Consider the following 16,275-nt stretch of genomic DNA (forward strand, 5'->3'; position numbering starts at 1 on the left):
GGTACGGGGCTTCGGCCCCGTACCCCCCTTCGCGTTTGTCGCTCAGCGCGCCTTCGCCGAGGTGACCCGGTAGACGTCGTAGACGCCCTCGACGCCGCGGACGGCCTTCAGGACGTGGCCGAGGTGCTTCGGGTCGCCCATCTCGAAGGTGAAGCGGCTCATCGCCACCCGGTCGCGCGAGGTCTGGACCGCCGCCGACAGGATGTTGACGTGCTGGTCCGAGAGCACCCGGGTGACGTCGGAGAGCAGGCGGGAGCGGTCCAGCGCCTCGACCTGGATCGCGACGAGGAAGACCGAGGACTGCGTCGGCGCCCACTCGACCTCGACCATGCGCTCCTGCTGCTGCGCGAGCGAGTCGACGTTGACACAGTCCGTGCGGTGCACGGAGATGCCGTTGCCGCGGGTGATGAAGCCGACGATCGGGTCGCCCGGGACGGGCGTGCAGCAGCGGGAGAGCTTCACCCACACGTCCGCGACGCCCTTGACCACCACGCCCGGATCCTGCGTCGCGCGCCGCTGGCGGCGGTTGCGGGTCGGGGACGGAGTCGTCAGCTCCTCGATGTCCTCGGTCGCGCCCTCCTCGCCGCCGAGCGACTGGACGAGCTTCTGGACGATCGTCTGCGCCGCGACGTGGCCCTCGCCGATCGCCGCGTAGAGCGAGGAGATGTCGGGGTAGCGCATCTCGTGCGCCAGGGTGACCAGCGAGTCGCCGGTGAGGATGCGCTGCAGCGGCAGGCCCTGCTTGCGCATGGCCCGGGTGATCGCGTCCTTGCCCTGCTCGATGGCCTCCTCGCGGCGCTCCTTGGAGAACCACGCACGGATCTTGTTGCGGGCCCGCGGCGACTTGACGAAGGAGAGCCAGTCCCGCGAGGGGCCGGCGTTCTCGGCCTTGGAGGTGAAGACCTCGACCGTGTCGCCGTTCTCGAGGGTGGACTCCAGTGGCACCAGGCGGCCGTTGACGCGCGCCCCTATGGTCCGGTGGCCGACCTCGGTGTGGACCGCGTAGGAGAAGTCCACCGGGGTGGCCCCGGCCGGGAGCGCTATGACGTCGCCCTTGGGGGTGAAGACGAAGACCTCGTTGTTGGAGAGGTCGAACCGCAGCGACTCCAGGAACTCGCTCGGGTCCTCGGTCTCCTTCTGCCAGTCCAGCAGCTGCCGCAGCCAGGCCATCTCGTTGACGGTCTCGCCCTGGCCGGCGGGGGTGTCGGTGCGGATCTTGGAGGCGCCGGCGACGGCCTGCTGCTTGTACTTCCAGTGAGCGGCGATGCCGTACTCGGCGCGGCGGTGCATGTCGAAGGTGCGGATCTGCAGCTCGACCGGCTTGCCCTCGGGCCCGATGACCGTCGTGTGCAGCGACTGGTACATGTTGAACTTAGGCATGGCGATGTAGTCCTTGAACCGCCCCGGCACCGGGTTCCACCGCGCGTGGATGGTGCCCAGCGCCGCGTAGCAGTCGCGGACCGAGTCGACGAGGACGCGCACACCCACCAGGTCGTAGATGTCGGCGAAGTCCCGGCCGCGCACGATCATCTTCTGGTAGACGCTGTAGTAGTGCTTCGGGCGGCCCTTGACCTCCGCCTTGATCCGCGCGGTCCGCAGGTCGTCGGTGACCTGCTCCAGGACCGTGCCGAGGTACTCGTCGCGCTTCGGCGCGCGCTCGGCGACCAGCCGGACGATCTCGTCGTACATCTTGGGGTAGAGGATCGCGAAGGCGAGGTCCTCCAGCTCCCACTTGATGGTGTTCATGCCCAGCCGGTGCGCCAGCGGTGCGTAGATCTCCAGCGTCTCGCGGGCCTTCTTCTCCTGCTTCTCCCGCTTGAGGTAGCGCATGGTGCGCATGTTGTGCAGGCGGTCGGCCAGCTTGATGACCAGGACGCGCGGGTCCTTGGCCATGGCGACGACCATCTTGCGGACCGTCTCGGCCTGCGCGGCCTCGCCGAACTTGACCTTGTCCAGCTTGGTGACGCCGTCGACCAGCATGGCCACGGTGTCGCCGAAGTCCCGGCGGAGCTGGTCGAGACCGTAGTCGGTGTCCTCGACCGTGTCGTGCAGCAGACCCGCCATCAGCGTCGGGGCGTCCATGCCGAGCTCGGCGAGGATCGTCGCGACGGCGAGCGGGTGGGTGATGTACGGGTCGCCGCTCTTGCGCTTCTGACCGCGGTGCCACTTCTCCGCGATCTGGTAGGCGTGCTCCAGCTTGTGCAGGTCGGCCTTGGGATAGTTGCTGCGCACTATCCGGAAGAGCGGCTCCAGCACCGGGTTGAAGGTGCTGCTGCGCTGGCCGCCGAGGCGGGCGAGACGTGCGCGGACCCGGGAGGGCGAGGGCGCGGCAGAGCGCGGCGCGACGGCGTGGGCGCCGCCGGCGGCCTGGAACGTGGCCGGGACGGCTTTCGGAGGCGCGGGCTTCGGCGCGGCGGGTGCCGGCGCCGGGCGCTCCTCCTGCGTTCCAGCGGCTGTGGGCACGACCTCTTCGGGCAACTGCACTCCTCGGGAGCGAGACCGGAACCTCAATGGTACCGAGGGTCACAGACCCCCGCGCTCACCGGCCCTGAAGGGGGGCCCTGAGGTACGTGCAACTACCGGCGGTAGCGAAAGCTCAGATCGAGATGACGGTCCCCAGCGGAGCGTCCCCCAGCAGAGGTGCCAGGCGATCCCGTCCACCGAGGAAGCCGAGCTCCATCAGGACCTCCACCCCCGCCAGCTCCGCGCCCGCCCGCTCGATGAGCGACAGCGCCGCCTCGACCGTGCCGCCGGTGGCGAGGACGTCATCGACGACGAGAACGCGCTCGCCCGGCAGGAACGCGTCGGTCTGGACCTCGATGACGGCGGAGCCGTACTCGAGGTCGTACGCCTGCCGGTAGCAGCCTCCGGGCAGCTTGCCCTCCTTGCGGACGGGCACGAAGCCCGCGCCGGCGGCGTACGCCGCCGGCGCGGCCAGGATGAAGCCGCGGGCTTCGAGGCCGACGATCTTGGAGGCACCCAGCGCCTTGGCGCGTGCCGCGAGGTGGTCCACCAGCGCGGCCAGCGCCTCGGCGTCGGCGAGGAGCGGTGCGATGTCCTTGAAGACCACGCCGGGCTTCGGGTAGTCCGGGACGTCGCGGATCTTGGCGGCGAGAAGGCCCGCCAGGTCGGTGCCGCTCATGCGGTCGTCTGCTCCTCGTACGGTGTCAGCGGCGGCCGCCGGAGGACCGGCGGTCGCTACGGCTGCGGTTGACGGGCTGGTTGCGCGGACCACCGGTCGGCGCCGGCACGGTGACCTCGCCCTGCGGGGTCTCGTCGTCCAGCGTGCGGCCCTCGGCCGCCGCCTTGGCCTCGGCAGCGCGGCGCTGCTTCACCTTGCGGGCCAGCTCGACGTACTCCGGGCGCTTCTCCTGGAGCCAGGCGACCATCGGCGTGGCCACGCAGATCGAGGAGTAGGCACCGGCCGTCAGACCGACGAACAGCGCCAGCGAGATGTCGTTGAGGACACCCGCGCCCAGCAGACCGCCACCGATGAACAGCAGCGCGGCGACCGGCAGCAGGGCCAGCACCGAGGTGTTGATCGAGCGGACCAGGGTGCTGTTCAGCGAGAGGTTCGCCGCGTCGCTGTAGGTCAGCTTGTTCTGACGGGTCAGCTTGTTCGTCGCCGACTTGAGACCGTCGAAGACGACGACCGTGTCGTAGAGCGAGTAACCGAGGATCGTCAGGAAGCCGATGACCGTACCGGAGGTGACCTCGAAGCCGACCAGGGCGTAGACGCCGATGGTGATCACGAGGTCGTGCAGCAGCGCGACCAGCGCGCCCACCGCGAGCCGCCACTCGAAGGCGAAGGCCAGGTAGAGCGTCACCAGCACCATGAAGGCGATCAGACCGTAGAGGGCCTTCTGGCTGATGTCCTGACCCCAGCTGGCGCTGAGCGACTGGGTGCTGATCTGGTCCGTGCTCAGGCCCAGCGAGGACTTGAGCGCGTCCTGGCCGACCGTCGGGTCGATCTTCTCGGCCGAGCTGATCTGGATGAGGATCTGCTCACCCTTGCTGCTGTTGGCCGTCTGCACCAGGGCGGAGGTGTCGCCCGTGAGCTTGTTCGCAGCCGTCTGGGCCTGAGAGACCGTGACGCCGGGCTTGGTGACGGTGTAGATCTCACCGCCCTTGAACTCGATGCCGAGGTTCAGGCCCCGGACCGTGAGGCCCAGGATGGCGGCGACCAGGATGACGCCGGAGATGATCGTCCACAGCTTCCGCCGACCGACGAAGTCGAAGCTGACCTCACCGGTGTAGAGGCGGTGGCCGATATTGCCGAAGCGAGACATCGGGTCAGGCCTCCTTGCCGGCGGCGGGACGAGCCGGACGCCGCGAGTTGCGGCTGTCGCGGAGCGGGTTGCGGACGCCGAGGCGCTCGGGCGAGAGCCCCGACCACGGGTGGCCGGAGTTGAAGAACTTCCGGCGGGCGAGCAGGGTCATCAGCGGCTTCGTGAAGAGGAAGACCACGACGACGTCGAGCAGGGTGGTCAGGCCCAGCGTGAACGCGAAGCCCTGCACCTTGCCGACGGTGAAGAAGTACAGCACCGCGGCGGCCAGGAAGGAGACGAAGTCCGACACCAGGATGGTACGTCGGGCTCGCGGCCAGGCGTTGCGGACGGCCGGACGCAGCGAGGCGCCCTCGCGCAGCTCGTCACGGACGCGTTCGAAGTAGACGACGAACGAGTCGGCGGTGATACCGATGGCGACGATGGCACCGCAGACGGCGGGCAGGTTCAGCGCGAAGCCGATCGCGCCACCGAGGAGCGACATCAGCGACCAGGTGAGGACCGCGGAGACGATCAGCGAGGCGACCGCCACCAGGCCGAGGCCGCGGTAGTAGGCCAGCGAGTAGAGCACGACCAGGATCAGACCGATCAGGCCGGCGATCAGGCCCGCGGTGAGCTGGCTGCTGCCGAGCTCCGGCGAGACCGTCACGACCTCCTGGATCTGGAAGTTCAGCGGAAGCGAGCCGTAGCTGAGCACGTTGGCCAGGGAACTGGCGCTCGCCTGGTCGAAGCTGCCGGAGATGGTGGCCTGGCCGCCGGTGATCGCCGAGCTGACGGTCGGCGCGGACTGCACCTTGCCGTCGAGCTGGATGGCGAACTCGTTGGTCGGGGGCTGCGGGTTCTTCGCCAGCTGACCGGTGACGTTGGCGAACTGGCCGCTGCCGTGCGAGTCGAAGGAGAGGTCGACCTCCCACTGCCCGGTCTGCGTGCTCAGGTTGGACTGGGCCTTGGTGATCGAGGTGCCGTCGACGGCGACCTTGTCCAGGGCGTACTTGACCCAGGTGCCGCCGCTGGCGTCCTGGGAGCAGGCGACGACCTGGTCGGTCTCCGCGGCCTTGTTCGCGGCGAGCTGCGCGGCGGCCTGGCCGGCCTCGGTGGTGCAGTCCGTCGCGGCGAACTGCGTCTGCAGCGCGGCCGGGACCGTGCCGCCGACCTGGCCGGAGACGGCGCCGGTCGGCGCGGCGCTCGGGGTCGCGGCGGCCTTCGGGGTGCCCGCGGCGGCCGCGGACGAGGAGGCGTGAGCGGTGGCCGAGGCGGAGGCGTGCGGCGAGGCGGACGAGCTGGCCTTCAGGTCCTGCGAGACCGCGTCGCCCTGGGTCTTGCTCGCACTCGGCGAGGCGGTCGCACCGCTGCCCGTCGCCTGCGGCTTGCCGGACGCGCTCGCCGAGGCGGACGGTTTGGCACCGCCCGTGGACGAGGCGGACGGCGAGGCGCTGCTCTTCGGCAGCGTCGCCGCGTTGGCCTGCACCTGCTCGGCCAGCACCGGACGGAAGAAGAGCTTGGCGGTCTGGGCCAGCTCGTTCGCGAGCTGCGTCGAACTGGTGCCCTTGGGGGCGTTGACGACGATCTCGTCGTTGCCCTGGACCTGCACCGTGGCCTCGGTGACGCCGGTGCCGTTGACGCGGTCGCGCATGATGCCGGCGGCGGTCGCCATGTTGGCGGGGTTGATCGCGCTCTGCTGATTCGACGTCGCCTTGAGCGTCACACTGGTACCACCGGCGAGATCGATGCCGAGCCGCGGCGTCGTGTTGCCGGTCCCGAGCATGACCGCCACCAGGGCGACCATGACCACCAGGATCAGGCTCAGCGCACGCCCCGGGTATCCGTCACGGGGACGGGACTTGGGTGATGCCACCTTCTCGATTCTCTCTGTCCATGCCGTGGGCAGGTCAAGTCGCCCACACCGGGGTACCGGCGGACAGGGGGCGGCTCGGCCACGACGCAGCGGTCCTTGGTCCCGGTCGGGCGGTTACGACCGACCGGGCTCCGTAGCGCGCAAGGCTACTTGGCGGGAGCGTCCTTGTCGCCACCCACCTTGGCGTCGACCTTGCCGGTCTCGGCCGCGGCCTCAGCCGGGGTCTCCGCGGCGGCGTCGGTCTCGGCCTCGACGGCCTCGTCCTTCGCACCCTCGGCGGGGGTGGCATCCTCGACGACGGCCTCGGCCGCGGCCTCGGTCTCGTCGGTGGCCTCGTCCGTCTCCGGCTCCTCGCCGTGGACGATGCGGTTGTACTCGACCGGGTCCAGGACCTGGGCGATCGCCTGCTTCGAGTACAGGGCGAAGACGCCCGGAGCGACCTCGAGCTCGACGGCCTCGTCGGTCACGTCCTTGACCAGCGCGTACATGCCCCCGATGGTGCGCACACCGGCGCCCGGCTCCAGCTGGGCGCGCAAGTTCTGCGCCTGCTGCTGACGCTTCTTGTTGCTCCGCATCGTCACGAACATGAGTCCGGCCAAGACGATGACCATGAAGAAGAGCGGGTTACCCACGGCTGACAGTCCTTTGCGCGGCCGCAGGGGGGCAGCGGCCAGTCGGTATCGGGGGCCCGCCCCGAAAGGGCGGGAGCGGGCGGAGTCTAGGGGACCGCTCGCAGTACAACAACGTCCAGCATGTCATCCGAGTGAGGCGAATGGCGAGTGACGTGACGGACTCGACGTGTACAGAGCCCGTTCAAGGCTGCTAGAGGAGCCTCTCGACTCACCCTTCCGACGGACCGAACAGCTCCGCCTGCTGCGGGACGGACGTCCCGGCGACCTGCGGCGGCGGGGTCAGGCCGAGGTGCTGCCAGGCCGCCGCGGTGGCGATCCGGCCGCGCGGGGTGCGGGCCAGCAGACCCTCCCTGACCAGGAACGGCTCGGCGACCTCCTCCACCGTCTCGGACTCCTCCCCCACGGCCACAGCCAGCGTGGACAGGCCCACCGGGCCGCCGCCGAAGAGCTTCAGCAGCGCGTGCAGCACGGCCCGGTCCAGCCGATCCAGACCGCGCGGGTCGACCTCGTAGACGGCCAGCGCGGCGGCCGCGATCTCCTCGGTGACCAGGCCGTCGTGCCGCACCTGCGCGAAGTCGCGCACCCGGCGCAGCAGCCGGTTGGCGATGCGCGGCGTGCCGCGCGACCTGCGGGAGATCTCGGCGGCGCCCTTCGGGTCGATCTCGACGGCGAGCAGCCGGGCGGAGCGGTGGATCACCCGCTCCAGCTCCTCGGGCGCGTAGAACTCCATGTGGCCGGTGAAGCCGAAGCGGTCGCGCAGCGGCGGCGGCAGCAGGCCGGCCCGGGTGGTGGCGCCGACCAGGGTGAACGGCGGCAGCTCCAGCGGGATGGCGGTGGCGCCCGGCCCCTTGCCGACGATGACGTCGACCCGGAAGTCCTCCATCGCCATGTAGAGCATCTCCTCGGCGGGCCGGGAGAGGCGGTGGATCTCGTCGAGGAAGAGGATCTCGCCCTCGGTGAGCGAGGAGAGGACCGCCGCGAGGTCTCCGGCGTGCTGGATCGCCGGGCCCGAGGTGATCCGTATCGGAGCGGCCATCTCCGCCGCGATGATCATCGACAGCGTCGTCTTGCCCAGTCCGGGCGGACCGGAGAGCAGCACGTGGTCGGGCGTGGCGCCGCGGTGCCTGGCCGCCTGCAGGACGAGCGAGAGCTGCTCGCGCACGCGCTCCTGGCCGATGAACTCGTCCAGGTCACGCGGGCGCAGCGCCGCCTCGACGGCCCGGTCCTCGCCGTCCGCGGCGGCGGTGACCAGGCGGTCGGCTGCGGCGTCGTCGTACATGCTCTCTCGGCTCCTCGGAAGGGTGGAATTCAGCGGGTGCGGTTGCGGCTCTGCAGGGCGGTGCGCAGCAGCGCGGAGACGTTGGGCTTCTCCATGGTCTCGGCCTCCGGCGTCACCGCCACGACCGCCTCCTCCGCCTCACGCGGCGCGAAACCGAGGCCCACCAGCGCGGCGTGCAGCTGCTCGTGCCACGGCGCGGGCGCGGCGGCGACGGGCCCGGCGGCGTGCTGGCTCGGCACGGCGCCTGTCGGCGCGCCGAGCCGGTCCTTGAGCTCCAGCAGCAGCTTCTGAGCCCCCTTGGGCCCGATCCCGGGCACGGCGGTCAGCGCCTTGGCGTCCCCGCGCGCGACGGCCACGCGCAGCGCCTCCGGGCTGTGCACGGCGAGCATCGCCTGCGCGACCTTGGGCCCGACACCGCTGGCGGTCTGCAGCAGCTCGAAGGTCTGCCGCTCGTCGTCGTCGGCGAAGCCGTAGAGCGTGAGCGAGTCCTCCCTGACGACGAGGGAGGTGGCCAGTCGCGTCTCCTCCCCCAGGCGCAGGCGTGCGAGCGTGCCCGGGGCGCAGTGCACGAGCATGCCCACGCCCCCCACCTGGATGACGGCGCTGGAGGGCGTGAACGCGGCCACGGGGCCGCTGACGAAGGCGATCACGGTCGGGGCTCCCTGACGCGACTGAGGGCGGCGGCGATCCTGTTGTTGGCGGTGCCGCGCCAGATGTGGCAGATGGCGAGCGCGAGCGCGTCGGCGGCGTCGGCCGGCTTCGGCGGCGCGTCGAGGCGGAGGATCCTGGTGACCATGGCCCCCACCTGGGCCTTCTCGGCCCTGCCGGAGCCGGAGACGGCGGCTTTCACCTCACTGGGCGTGTGCAGGGCGACCGGTATGCCGCGCCTGGTCGCACACAGCATGGCGACTGCGCTGGCCTGCGCGGTGCCCATCACCGTCCGCACGTTGTGCTGGGCGAACACCCGCTCCACCGCGACCTTGTCCGGCCGGTGCCGGTCCAGCCACTCCTCGATGCCCTGCTCGATCTGCAGCAGGCGCAGCGCGATGTCCTCCTCGGCGGGCGTCCGCACCACGCCGCAGGCGACCATCGTCAACGGCCGCCCCGGCGCCCCGTCGACGACCCCGACCCCACAACGGGTCAACCCCGGATCCACCCCTAGAACACGCATGCCCGCAGGCTATCGGCTGGGACCGACAGAACTGTTCAGGGGCGCGAGGCTGTACCGACGCGCGGCTCCGCCGCACGGGCGCGAGCCAGGTCGGCCGAGCCCCCGCAGGCCATTGCAACCACCAGGGGCGCGAGGCTGTACCGACACGCGGCTCCGCCGCACGGGCGCGAGCCAGGTCGGCCGAGCCCCCGCAGGCCATTGCAACCACCAGGGGCGCGAGGAACTGCGCGACAAGCCACCCACATAGGTAGAGCCCCGATCGCGCAGGGCCATCCGCTGTCGGTGGTTTCTCGCGCAGTTCCCCGCGCCCCTGAGGAGGTGGTGCGACTACTCGTCGGCGTCGAGTTCGGCCTCGACCTCGGGGGTGAGGTCGAAGTTGGCGAAGACGTTCTGGACGTCGTCGCTGTCCTCGAGGGCGTCGATGAGCTTGAAGATCTTGCGGGCGCCGTCCGCGTCCAGCTGGACCTGGACGGAGGGGACGAAGTTGGCCTCGGCCGAGTCGTAGTCGATGCCGGCGTCCTGGAGCGCCGTACGCACCGCGACCATGTCCGTGGCCTCGGTCTGGATCTCGAACGTGTCGCCGAGGTCGTTGACCTCCTCCGCGCCCACCTCGAGGGTGACCTCCATGATCGTGTCCTCGTCGACCTTGTCGACCTTCGGCACGATGATGACGCCCTTGCGGGAGAACATGTACGACACCGAGCCCGGGTCGGCCATCGAGCCGCCGTTGCGGGTCATCGCGACGCGGACGTCGGACGCGGCGCGGTTGCGGTTGTCGGTGAGGCACTCGATCAGGACCGCCACGCCGTTCGGGCCGTAGCCCTCGTACATGATGGTCGAGTAGTCGGCGCCGCCGGCCTCCGCGCCGGAGCCGCGCTTGACGGCGCGGTTGATGTTGTCGATCGGGACCGAGCTCTTCTTCGCCTTCTGGATGGCGTCGTAGAGCGTCGGGTTACCGGTGGGGTCTCCTCCGCCGGTACGGGCCGCCACCTCGATGTTCTTGATCATCTTGGCGAAGAGCTTGCCGCGCTTCGCGTCGATGACGGCCTTCTTGTGCTTGGTGGTAGCCCACTTGGAGTGGCCGGACATCGAGTTGCTCCTTAAAACAGGCCCAGGTGGAAGTGAACGATGGAGATCTTACCGTCACCCGCCGTGACTGACGGCGCGGACCATCTCCACGAAGAAGGCGTGCACGCGGTGGTCGCCGGTGAGCTCCGGGTGGAACGACGTGGCCAGCAGGTTCCCCTGACGGACCGCCACGATGTGCTCGGCCTCGGTGCCCTCGTGCAGCGAGGCCAGGATCTCGACGCCGGCGCCGACCGACTCGACCCAGGGGGCGCGGATGAAGACGCCGTGCACGTCGCCGCCCTCCAGGCCGGTGAATGCCACGCCCTGCTCGAAGGACTCGTTCTGCCGGCCGAAGGCGTTGCGGCGGACGACCATGTCGATGCCGCCGACCGTCTCCTGGTCGTCGCGGCCGTCGAGGATCTTGTCGGCCAACATGATCATGCCGGCACAGGTCCCGTAGACCGGCATGCCGGCCGCGACGCGGGCCCGCAGCGGCTCCATCACGCCGAAGAGCAGGGCCAGCTTGGACATGGTGGTGGACTCGCCGCCGGGGATGACGAGCGCGTCGATCTCGGCCAGCTCCTCGGGGCGGCGGACCGGGCGGGCGAGCGCGTCGGCCTCGGCGAGGGCGACGAGGTGCTCGCGCACGTCGCCCTGGAGAGCGAGGACGCCGATGACGGGGGTGGAGCTGGACGACACGGGGAGGACCTCTTCAGGGACGTATGGACGAACGGGAGGAGCCCCGGCCCCACTCGGGGGCCGGGGCTACCGCACGGAAAGCGAGCGAGCGCGAGGGAGTTACCAGCCGCGGTTGGCGTAGCGCTCGGTCTCCGGCAGGGTGTCGCAGTTGATGCCGACCATGGCCTCGCCCAGGTTGCGGGAGGCGTCCGCGATGATCTTCGGGTCGTCGTAGAAGGTGGTGGCCTTCACGATAGCCGCGGCGCGCTTGGCCGGGTCGCCCGACTTGAAGATGCCGGAGCCGACGAAGACACCCTCGGCGCCCAGCTGGCGCATCAGCGCGGCGTCGGCCGGGGTGGCCACGCCACCGGCGGAGAAGAGCACGACCGGGAGCTTGCCCAGCTCGGCGACCTCGGCGACGAGCTCGTAGGGGGCGCGCAGCTCCTTGGCGGCGGCGTAGAGCTCGTTGTTGTCGTAGCCGCGCAGCTTGGCGATCTCGCCCTTGATCTGGCGCAGGTGGCGGACGGCCTCGACAACGTTGCCGGTGCCGGCCTCGCCCTTGGAGCGGATCATGGCCGCGCCCTCGGCGATGCGGCGCAGGGCCTCGCCCAGGTTGGTGGCGCCACAGACGAAGGGGGTGGTGAAGGCCCACTTGTCGGAGTGGTTGACCTCGTCGGCCGGGGTCAGCACCTCGGACTCGTCGATGTAGTCGACGCCGAGGGCCTGCAGCACCTGGGCCTCGACGAAGTGGCCGATGCGGGACTTGGCCATGACCGGGATCGAGACCGCGTCGATGATCTCTTCGATCATGTTCGGGTCGGACATGCGGGCGACGCCGCCGTCCTTGCGGATGTCGGCCGGGACACGCTCCAGTGCCATGACGGCCACGGCACCGGCGTCCTCAGCGATCTTCGCCTGCTCGGCGTTGACCACGTCCATGATCACACCGCCCTTGAGCTGCTCGGCCATGCCGCGCTTGACGCGGGCGGTGCCGACGGCCGGCTGGGAGGAGGAGGGGGTGTTGGTGGACACGAATGACCTCACTGAAGACGCGGATTCGGTGCGATAAGCCCAATGGTAGGCGTGTACCGACCTTATCCGATGCTCCACCCGGTCCAGCGGGACGCCACCCCACACGCCACTACGGCGCACTCGGGGCGGCGTCCCGCCGCTGTCCTCGGCCCGTGCTCAGGTGAGCCGCACGCGCGGGTCGAGCACCGCGTAGAGCAGGTCCACCACAATGTTGGCCAGCACGATGAAGACCGCCGCCAGCAGCACCGTCGCGATGACGACCGGCTGGTCCTGGCGGACCACGGAGGTCACCGCGAGCCGGCCCAGCCCCGGCAGCCCGAAGATCTGCTCGGTCACGATCGCGCCGCCGAGCAGCGTGGCCAGGTCGATGCCGAACTGGGTGACCACCGGGGTGAGCGCCGCCCGCAGGGCGTGCCGGATGGTGACCCGGCGCCGGGAGATGCCCTTGGACCGGGCGGTGCGGATGTAGTCCTCGCCGAGCACCTCCAGCATCTGGTTGCGGGTGAGCCGGATGTAGGTCGCGGCGGTGATGAACGCCAGCGCGCACCACGGCATCACCAGATGGTGCGCCCACTCCACCGGATCACTGGTGATCGGGACGTAGCCGGAGGGCGGGAACCAGTCCATGCCGTGCGTGGTGAGCAGGAAGAACAGGAAGTACAGCAGCAGGATGCCGATCAGGAACGACGGCATCGAGAGCCCGATCAGGGCGAGGATGGTGCCGGCCCGGTCGAGCAGGCTGCGCGGCTTGACGGCCGAGATGACGCCGATGGAGACGCCGCCGACCAGCCACAGCACCGCCGCCCCGATCGCGAGCGAGATGGTGACCGGCAGCGCCTGGCCGATCAGGGTGTTGACCGACTCCGAGTTGTAGTACGAGTACCCGAGGTCGCCGTGGAAAAGGCGGTCCAGGAAGTGCCAGTACTGCGTCAGGATCGGCTGGTCGAGGCCGAGTTGCTTGGTGATCAGGTTGATCTGGGTCTGGGTGCACAGGCGTCCGCAGATCAGGCGCGGCACGTCGCCGGGGGCGACGAAGAAGAGCCCGAAGGTGAAGACGCTGATGAGCCAGAGCACCAGGACTCCGGAGAGCAGGCGTCGAAGGAGGAACCGCAGCATCGTCGTGTCTCCCGGTCAGTCCTGGGACAGGCGCCCGGCACGCGGGTCGAGCGCGTCGCGCACCCCGTCGCCGAGCAGGTTGAAGGCCAGCGTGGTGAGCAGCAGCGCCAGGCCGGGGAAGAGCGGGAACCACCAGGCCACCTGGTAGAAGTCCAGCGAGTCGCTGAGCATGTTGCCCCAGGTGGGGGTCGGCGGCACGACGCCGAGACCGAGGAAGGACAGGGTCGACTCGAAGACGATGGCGATCGGGATCAGCAGCGTCGTGTAGACGATCACCGGGGCGAGCACGTTGGGCAGCACGTCCACGAACATGATCCGCATGTCGCCGGCACCGAGTGAGCGGGCGGCCTCGATGTAGTCCTTCTCCCGGATCGACAGCGTCTGGCCGCGCACGATGCGGCCGACCGCGGCCCAGGTGAAGAAGGCGATGACGAAGACGGAGATGCCCAGCCCGCTGCCGTAGATCGAGACCAGCGCGATCGCGAAGAGCAGGAACGGGAAGGAGAGCACCACGTCCATGGCCCGCGACAGCACGCTGTCCACGACCGAGCCGAAGTAGCCGGCCGCGAGGCCGACCAGCACGCCCATGGCGACCGCGAGCAACGTGGAGGCGACGCCGACGAGCAGCGAGACCTGGGTGCCGTAGATGGTGCGCACCAGGATGTCCCGGCCCAGGTTGTCGGTGCCGAAGAGGTGCTGGGAGTTCGGCGCGACGGGCAGTCCGTCCACGGTGATGCCGTTGGTGCGGTCCTGGTCGGTCGGCCCGTAGCCGATCCAGTGCGCCAGCAGCGGCGCGGTGATCGCGACCAGCGCGATGAAGACGATGAACCCGAGGGAGATCATCGCGGCCCGGTCCTTGCGCAGGATGAACCAGGCCAGCTGCCAGGGGCTGCGGCCCTCGATCGCGCCGGCCGGGATCACGGCCGGCGCGGCGGTGGACCCGGTGGCCGTCTCGGTGAGGCTCGCGGCCACGGTCTCGTCGGCACTCATTCGGCGCGCTCCTCCTCGGGGATCGTCGCGGTGACCCGGGTGAGGTCCTCGCCGGGCTCGACCGGGAAGTGGCAGGCCGTCAGGTGCGTGTCCGGGTCGCCCGCCCGGGCCACCAGCGGCGGCTGTTCCTGGACGCAGATCGCCTGGGCCTTCGGGCAGCGCGGGTGGAAGCGGCAGCCGGTGGGCGGCGCGACCGGGGAGGGCACGTCGCCGGTCAGCACGATCCGCTGCCGGGCCGCCGCCTGGTCGGGGTCGGCCACCGAGGCGGCCGAGAGCAGCGCGTTGGTGTACGGGTGCCGCGGCCGGTTGTGCAGTTCCTCGGAGTCGGCGAGCTCGACGACCTGCCCGAGGTACATCACCGCGATCCGGTCGCTCACGTGCCGCACCACGGACAGGTCGTGGCTGATGAACAGGTACGTGAGCCCGAACTCCTGCTGCAGGTCGTCCAGCAGGTTGATGATCTGCGCCTGGATCGACACGTCCAGGGCGGAGACGGGCTCGTCGGCCACGATCAGGCTCGGCTTGAGGGCGAGCGCGCGGGCGACGCCGATGCGCTGCCGCTGGCCGCCGGAGAACTCGGCCGGAAACCGGTTGTAGTGCTCCGGGTTGAGCCCGACCAGCTCCATCAACTCCTGGACCTTGGGCTTGCGTTCGTCCCGGTCCCCCTCGCCGTGGATGGCGAAGGGGTCGCCGATGATCGAGCCGACGCGGCGCCGCGGGTTGAGCGAGCCGTACGGGTCCTGGAAGATCATCTGCATCCGGCGCCGGTACGGGCGCACCCGGGAGCGGCTCAGGTCGGTGATGTCCTGGCCCTCGAAGAGGATCTGACCCGAGGTCAGCGAGTGCAGCCGGGTGACGCAGCGGGCCAGCGTGGACTTGCCGCAGCCGGTCTCGCCGACCAGCCCCAGCGTCTCGCCGCGGCGCACCGAGAGGCTGACGCCCTCGACGGCGTGCACCCGGCCGATCTCGCGTTTGACGACGACGCCCTGCTTGATCGGGAAGTACTTGACCGCGTCGCGGATCTCGACCAGCATCTCGGACGCGTCGTTCGTGGGTCGGTTCGTGCTCTCGTTCACGTTGACGCTCATGCCGCGCCCTCCTCGACCACGCCGCCGCGTCCGGCGGCGCTCGCCGCCCGGCGGTCCTCCTTGACCTGCTCGTTGGTGCCGAGCAGGTCGGGCGGCAGCCAGCACGCGGAGGTGTGCCGGGGGCTCTCCTCGACCACCGCCAGTTCCGGCTGCTCGGTGCGGCAGCGGTCCATGGCGAACGCGCACCGGGGGTGGAAGGCGCAGCCGGAGGGCAGCCGGATCAGGCTGGGCGGCTGGCCGGGGATCGGCCGCAGCCGCGCGCCGGCCCCGCTGGAGGCCGGGATCGACTCCAACAGGCCGTTGGTATAGGGGTGGTGGGCCCGGTAGTAGAGCCCGCGACGGTCGGCCCGCTCGGCGGCCCGGCCCGCGTACATCACCATGACCTCGTCGGCCAGGCCCGCGATCACGCCGAGGTCGTGCGTGATCATGATCAGTGCCATCCCGTGCTCCTGCTGGAGGCGCAGCAGCAGGTCCAGGATCTGCGCCTGGACGGTGGCGTCGAGCGCCGTGGTGGGCTCGTCCGCGATGACCAGCTTCGGCTCCAGTGCGAGGGCCATCGCGATCAGCGCGCGCTGCCGCATGCCGCCGGAGAACTGGTGCGGGTAGTCGTCGATGCGCTGCGCCGGGTGCGGGATGCCGACGGAGCCGAGCAGGTCGATCGCGCGACGCCGGGCGACGGCGCGGCTGACCGGCTCGTGCGCCTGGATCATCTCGACGATCTGCCAGCCCACCCGGTAGAGCGGGTGCAGGCTGGAGAGCGGGTCCTGGAAGATCGCGGCGATCCGCGCGCCGCGGACCGAGCAGAGCTCGTCCTCGGTCATGGTGAGCAGGTCCTCGCCCTCGAACCGGGCGGAACCGGTGACCTTGGCGCCGGTGGTCAGACCGAGCAGCGTCTGGGTGCACACGCTCTTGCCCGACCCGGACTCGCCGACGATGCCGAGCGTGCGCCCGGGTTCGAGGTCGAAGGAGACCCCGCGCACGGCCTGGACCTCGCCGTCGGCTGTGCGGAAGGAGACGCGGAGGTCGGAGACCTCGAGAAGGCTCATCGTGCCTCGCAGGGGATGGCCGGCCCCGGATCCG

14 protein-coding genes and 1 pseudogene are annotated in these 16,275 nt (G+C 70.4%); all 15 read right to left on the bottom strand.

Annotated elements, in window-relative coordinates:
• Window positions 1–42: 42 nt before the first annotated feature.
• Window positions 43–2,442 (bottom strand): annotated as a pseudogene (locus DN069_RS21900) (RelA/SpoT family protein); the annotation flags it as partial.
• Between the two features lie 154 nt (window positions 2,443–2,596).
• Window positions 2,597–3,142 (bottom strand): adenine phosphoribosyltransferase, encoded by a 546-nt coding sequence (locus tag DN069_RS21905; RefSeq protein WP_111503397.1) that lies wholly within the window; start codon window positions 3,140–3,142, stop codon window positions 2,597–2,599.
• A gap of 25 nt (window positions 3,143–3,167) precedes the next feature.
• Complete coding sequence (secF, locus tag DN069_RS21910; protein WP_111503399.1) at window positions 3,168–4,289, bottom strand: protein translocase subunit SecF; 1,122 nt, start codon at window positions 4,287–4,289, stop codon at window positions 3,168–3,170.
• A 4-nt stretch (window positions 4,290–4,293) separates the two neighbouring features.
• Window positions 4,294–6,141 carry a protein translocase subunit SecD gene (gene secD / locus DN069_RS21915; RefSeq protein ID WP_424556313.1) on the bottom strand — a complete coding sequence of 616 codons (1,848 nt, stop codon included), beginning with the start codon at window positions 6,139–6,141 and terminating at the stop codon, window positions 4,294–4,296.
• A gap of 146 nt (window positions 6,142–6,287) precedes the next feature.
• Complete coding sequence (gene yajC / locus DN069_RS21920; RefSeq protein ID WP_243639558.1) at window positions 6,288–6,773, bottom strand: preprotein translocase subunit YajC; 486 nt, start codon at window positions 6,771–6,773, stop codon at window positions 6,288–6,290.
• A 208-nt stretch (window positions 6,774–6,981) separates the two neighbouring features.
• Window positions 6,982–8,052: a Holliday junction branch migration DNA helicase RuvB gene (gene ruvB, locus DN069_RS21925; protein WP_111503401.1), complete on the bottom strand. Its 1,071-nt coding sequence runs from the start codon at window positions 8,050–8,052 to the stop codon at window positions 6,982–6,984.
• Window positions 8,053–8,081: 29 nt separating this feature from the next.
• On the bottom strand, window positions 8,082–8,702 hold the full coding sequence (gene ruvA / locus DN069_RS21930; RefSeq protein ID WP_111503403.1) for a Holliday junction branch migration protein RuvA: 621 nt from the start codon (window positions 8,700–8,702) through the stop codon (window positions 8,082–8,084).
• On the bottom strand, window positions 8,699–9,223 hold the full coding sequence (ruvC, locus tag DN069_RS21935) for a crossover junction endodeoxyribonuclease RuvC (RefSeq protein WP_111503405.1): 525 nt from the start codon (window positions 9,221–9,223) through the stop codon (window positions 8,699–8,701). The genes ruvA and ruvC overlap by 4 nt, the downstream gene beginning before the upstream one ends.
• A 327-nt stretch (window positions 9,224–9,550) precedes the next feature.
• Entirely contained in the window at window positions 9,551–10,312 is a 762-nt protein-coding gene (locus DN069_RS21940) for a YebC/PmpR family DNA-binding transcriptional regulator (RefSeq protein WP_111503407.1), read from the bottom strand.
• 54 nt (window positions 10,313–10,366) lie between these two features.
• A complete protein-coding gene (pdxT, locus tag DN069_RS21945) occupies window positions 10,367–10,990 on the bottom strand; it encodes a pyridoxal 5'-phosphate synthase glutaminase subunit PdxT (protein ID WP_111503409.1) in 624 nt (207 codons plus the stop codon).
• Between the two features lie 99 nt (window positions 10,991–11,089).
• On the bottom strand, window positions 11,090–12,001 hold the full coding sequence (gene pdxS, locus DN069_RS21950; RefSeq protein WP_111503411.1) for a pyridoxal 5'-phosphate synthase lyase subunit PdxS: 912 nt from the start codon (window positions 11,999–12,001) through the stop codon (window positions 11,090–11,092).
• A 156-nt stretch (window positions 12,002–12,157) separates the two neighbouring features.
• Complete coding sequence (locus tag DN069_RS21955) at window positions 12,158–13,117, bottom strand: ABC transporter permease (RefSeq protein WP_111503413.1); 960 nt, start codon at window positions 13,115–13,117, stop codon at window positions 12,158–12,160.
• Between the two features lie 15 nt (window positions 13,118–13,132).
• A complete protein-coding gene (locus DN069_RS21960) occupies window positions 13,133–14,107 on the bottom strand; it encodes an ABC transporter permease (protein WP_111503415.1) in 975 nt (324 codons plus the stop codon).
• Window positions 14,104–15,195 (bottom strand): ABC transporter ATP-binding protein, encoded by a 1,092-nt coding sequence (locus DN069_RS21965; protein WP_111503417.1) that lies wholly within the window; start codon window positions 15,193–15,195, stop codon window positions 14,104–14,106. The genes DN069_RS21960 and DN069_RS21965 overlap by 4 nt, the downstream gene beginning before the upstream one ends.
• On the bottom strand, window positions 15,192–16,241 hold the full coding sequence (locus DN069_RS21970) for an ABC transporter ATP-binding protein (RefSeq protein WP_111503419.1): 1,050 nt from the start codon (window positions 16,239–16,241) through the stop codon (window positions 15,192–15,194). The genes DN069_RS21965 and DN069_RS21970 overlap by 4 nt, the downstream gene beginning before the upstream one ends.
• Window positions 16,242–16,275: the final 34 nt, after the last annotated feature.

The sequence above is a fragment of the Streptacidiphilus pinicola genome (assembly GCF_003258295.1).
Taxonomy (GTDB): domain Bacteria; phylum Actinomycetota; class Actinomycetes; order Streptomycetales; family Streptomycetaceae; genus Streptacidiphilus; species Streptacidiphilus pinicola.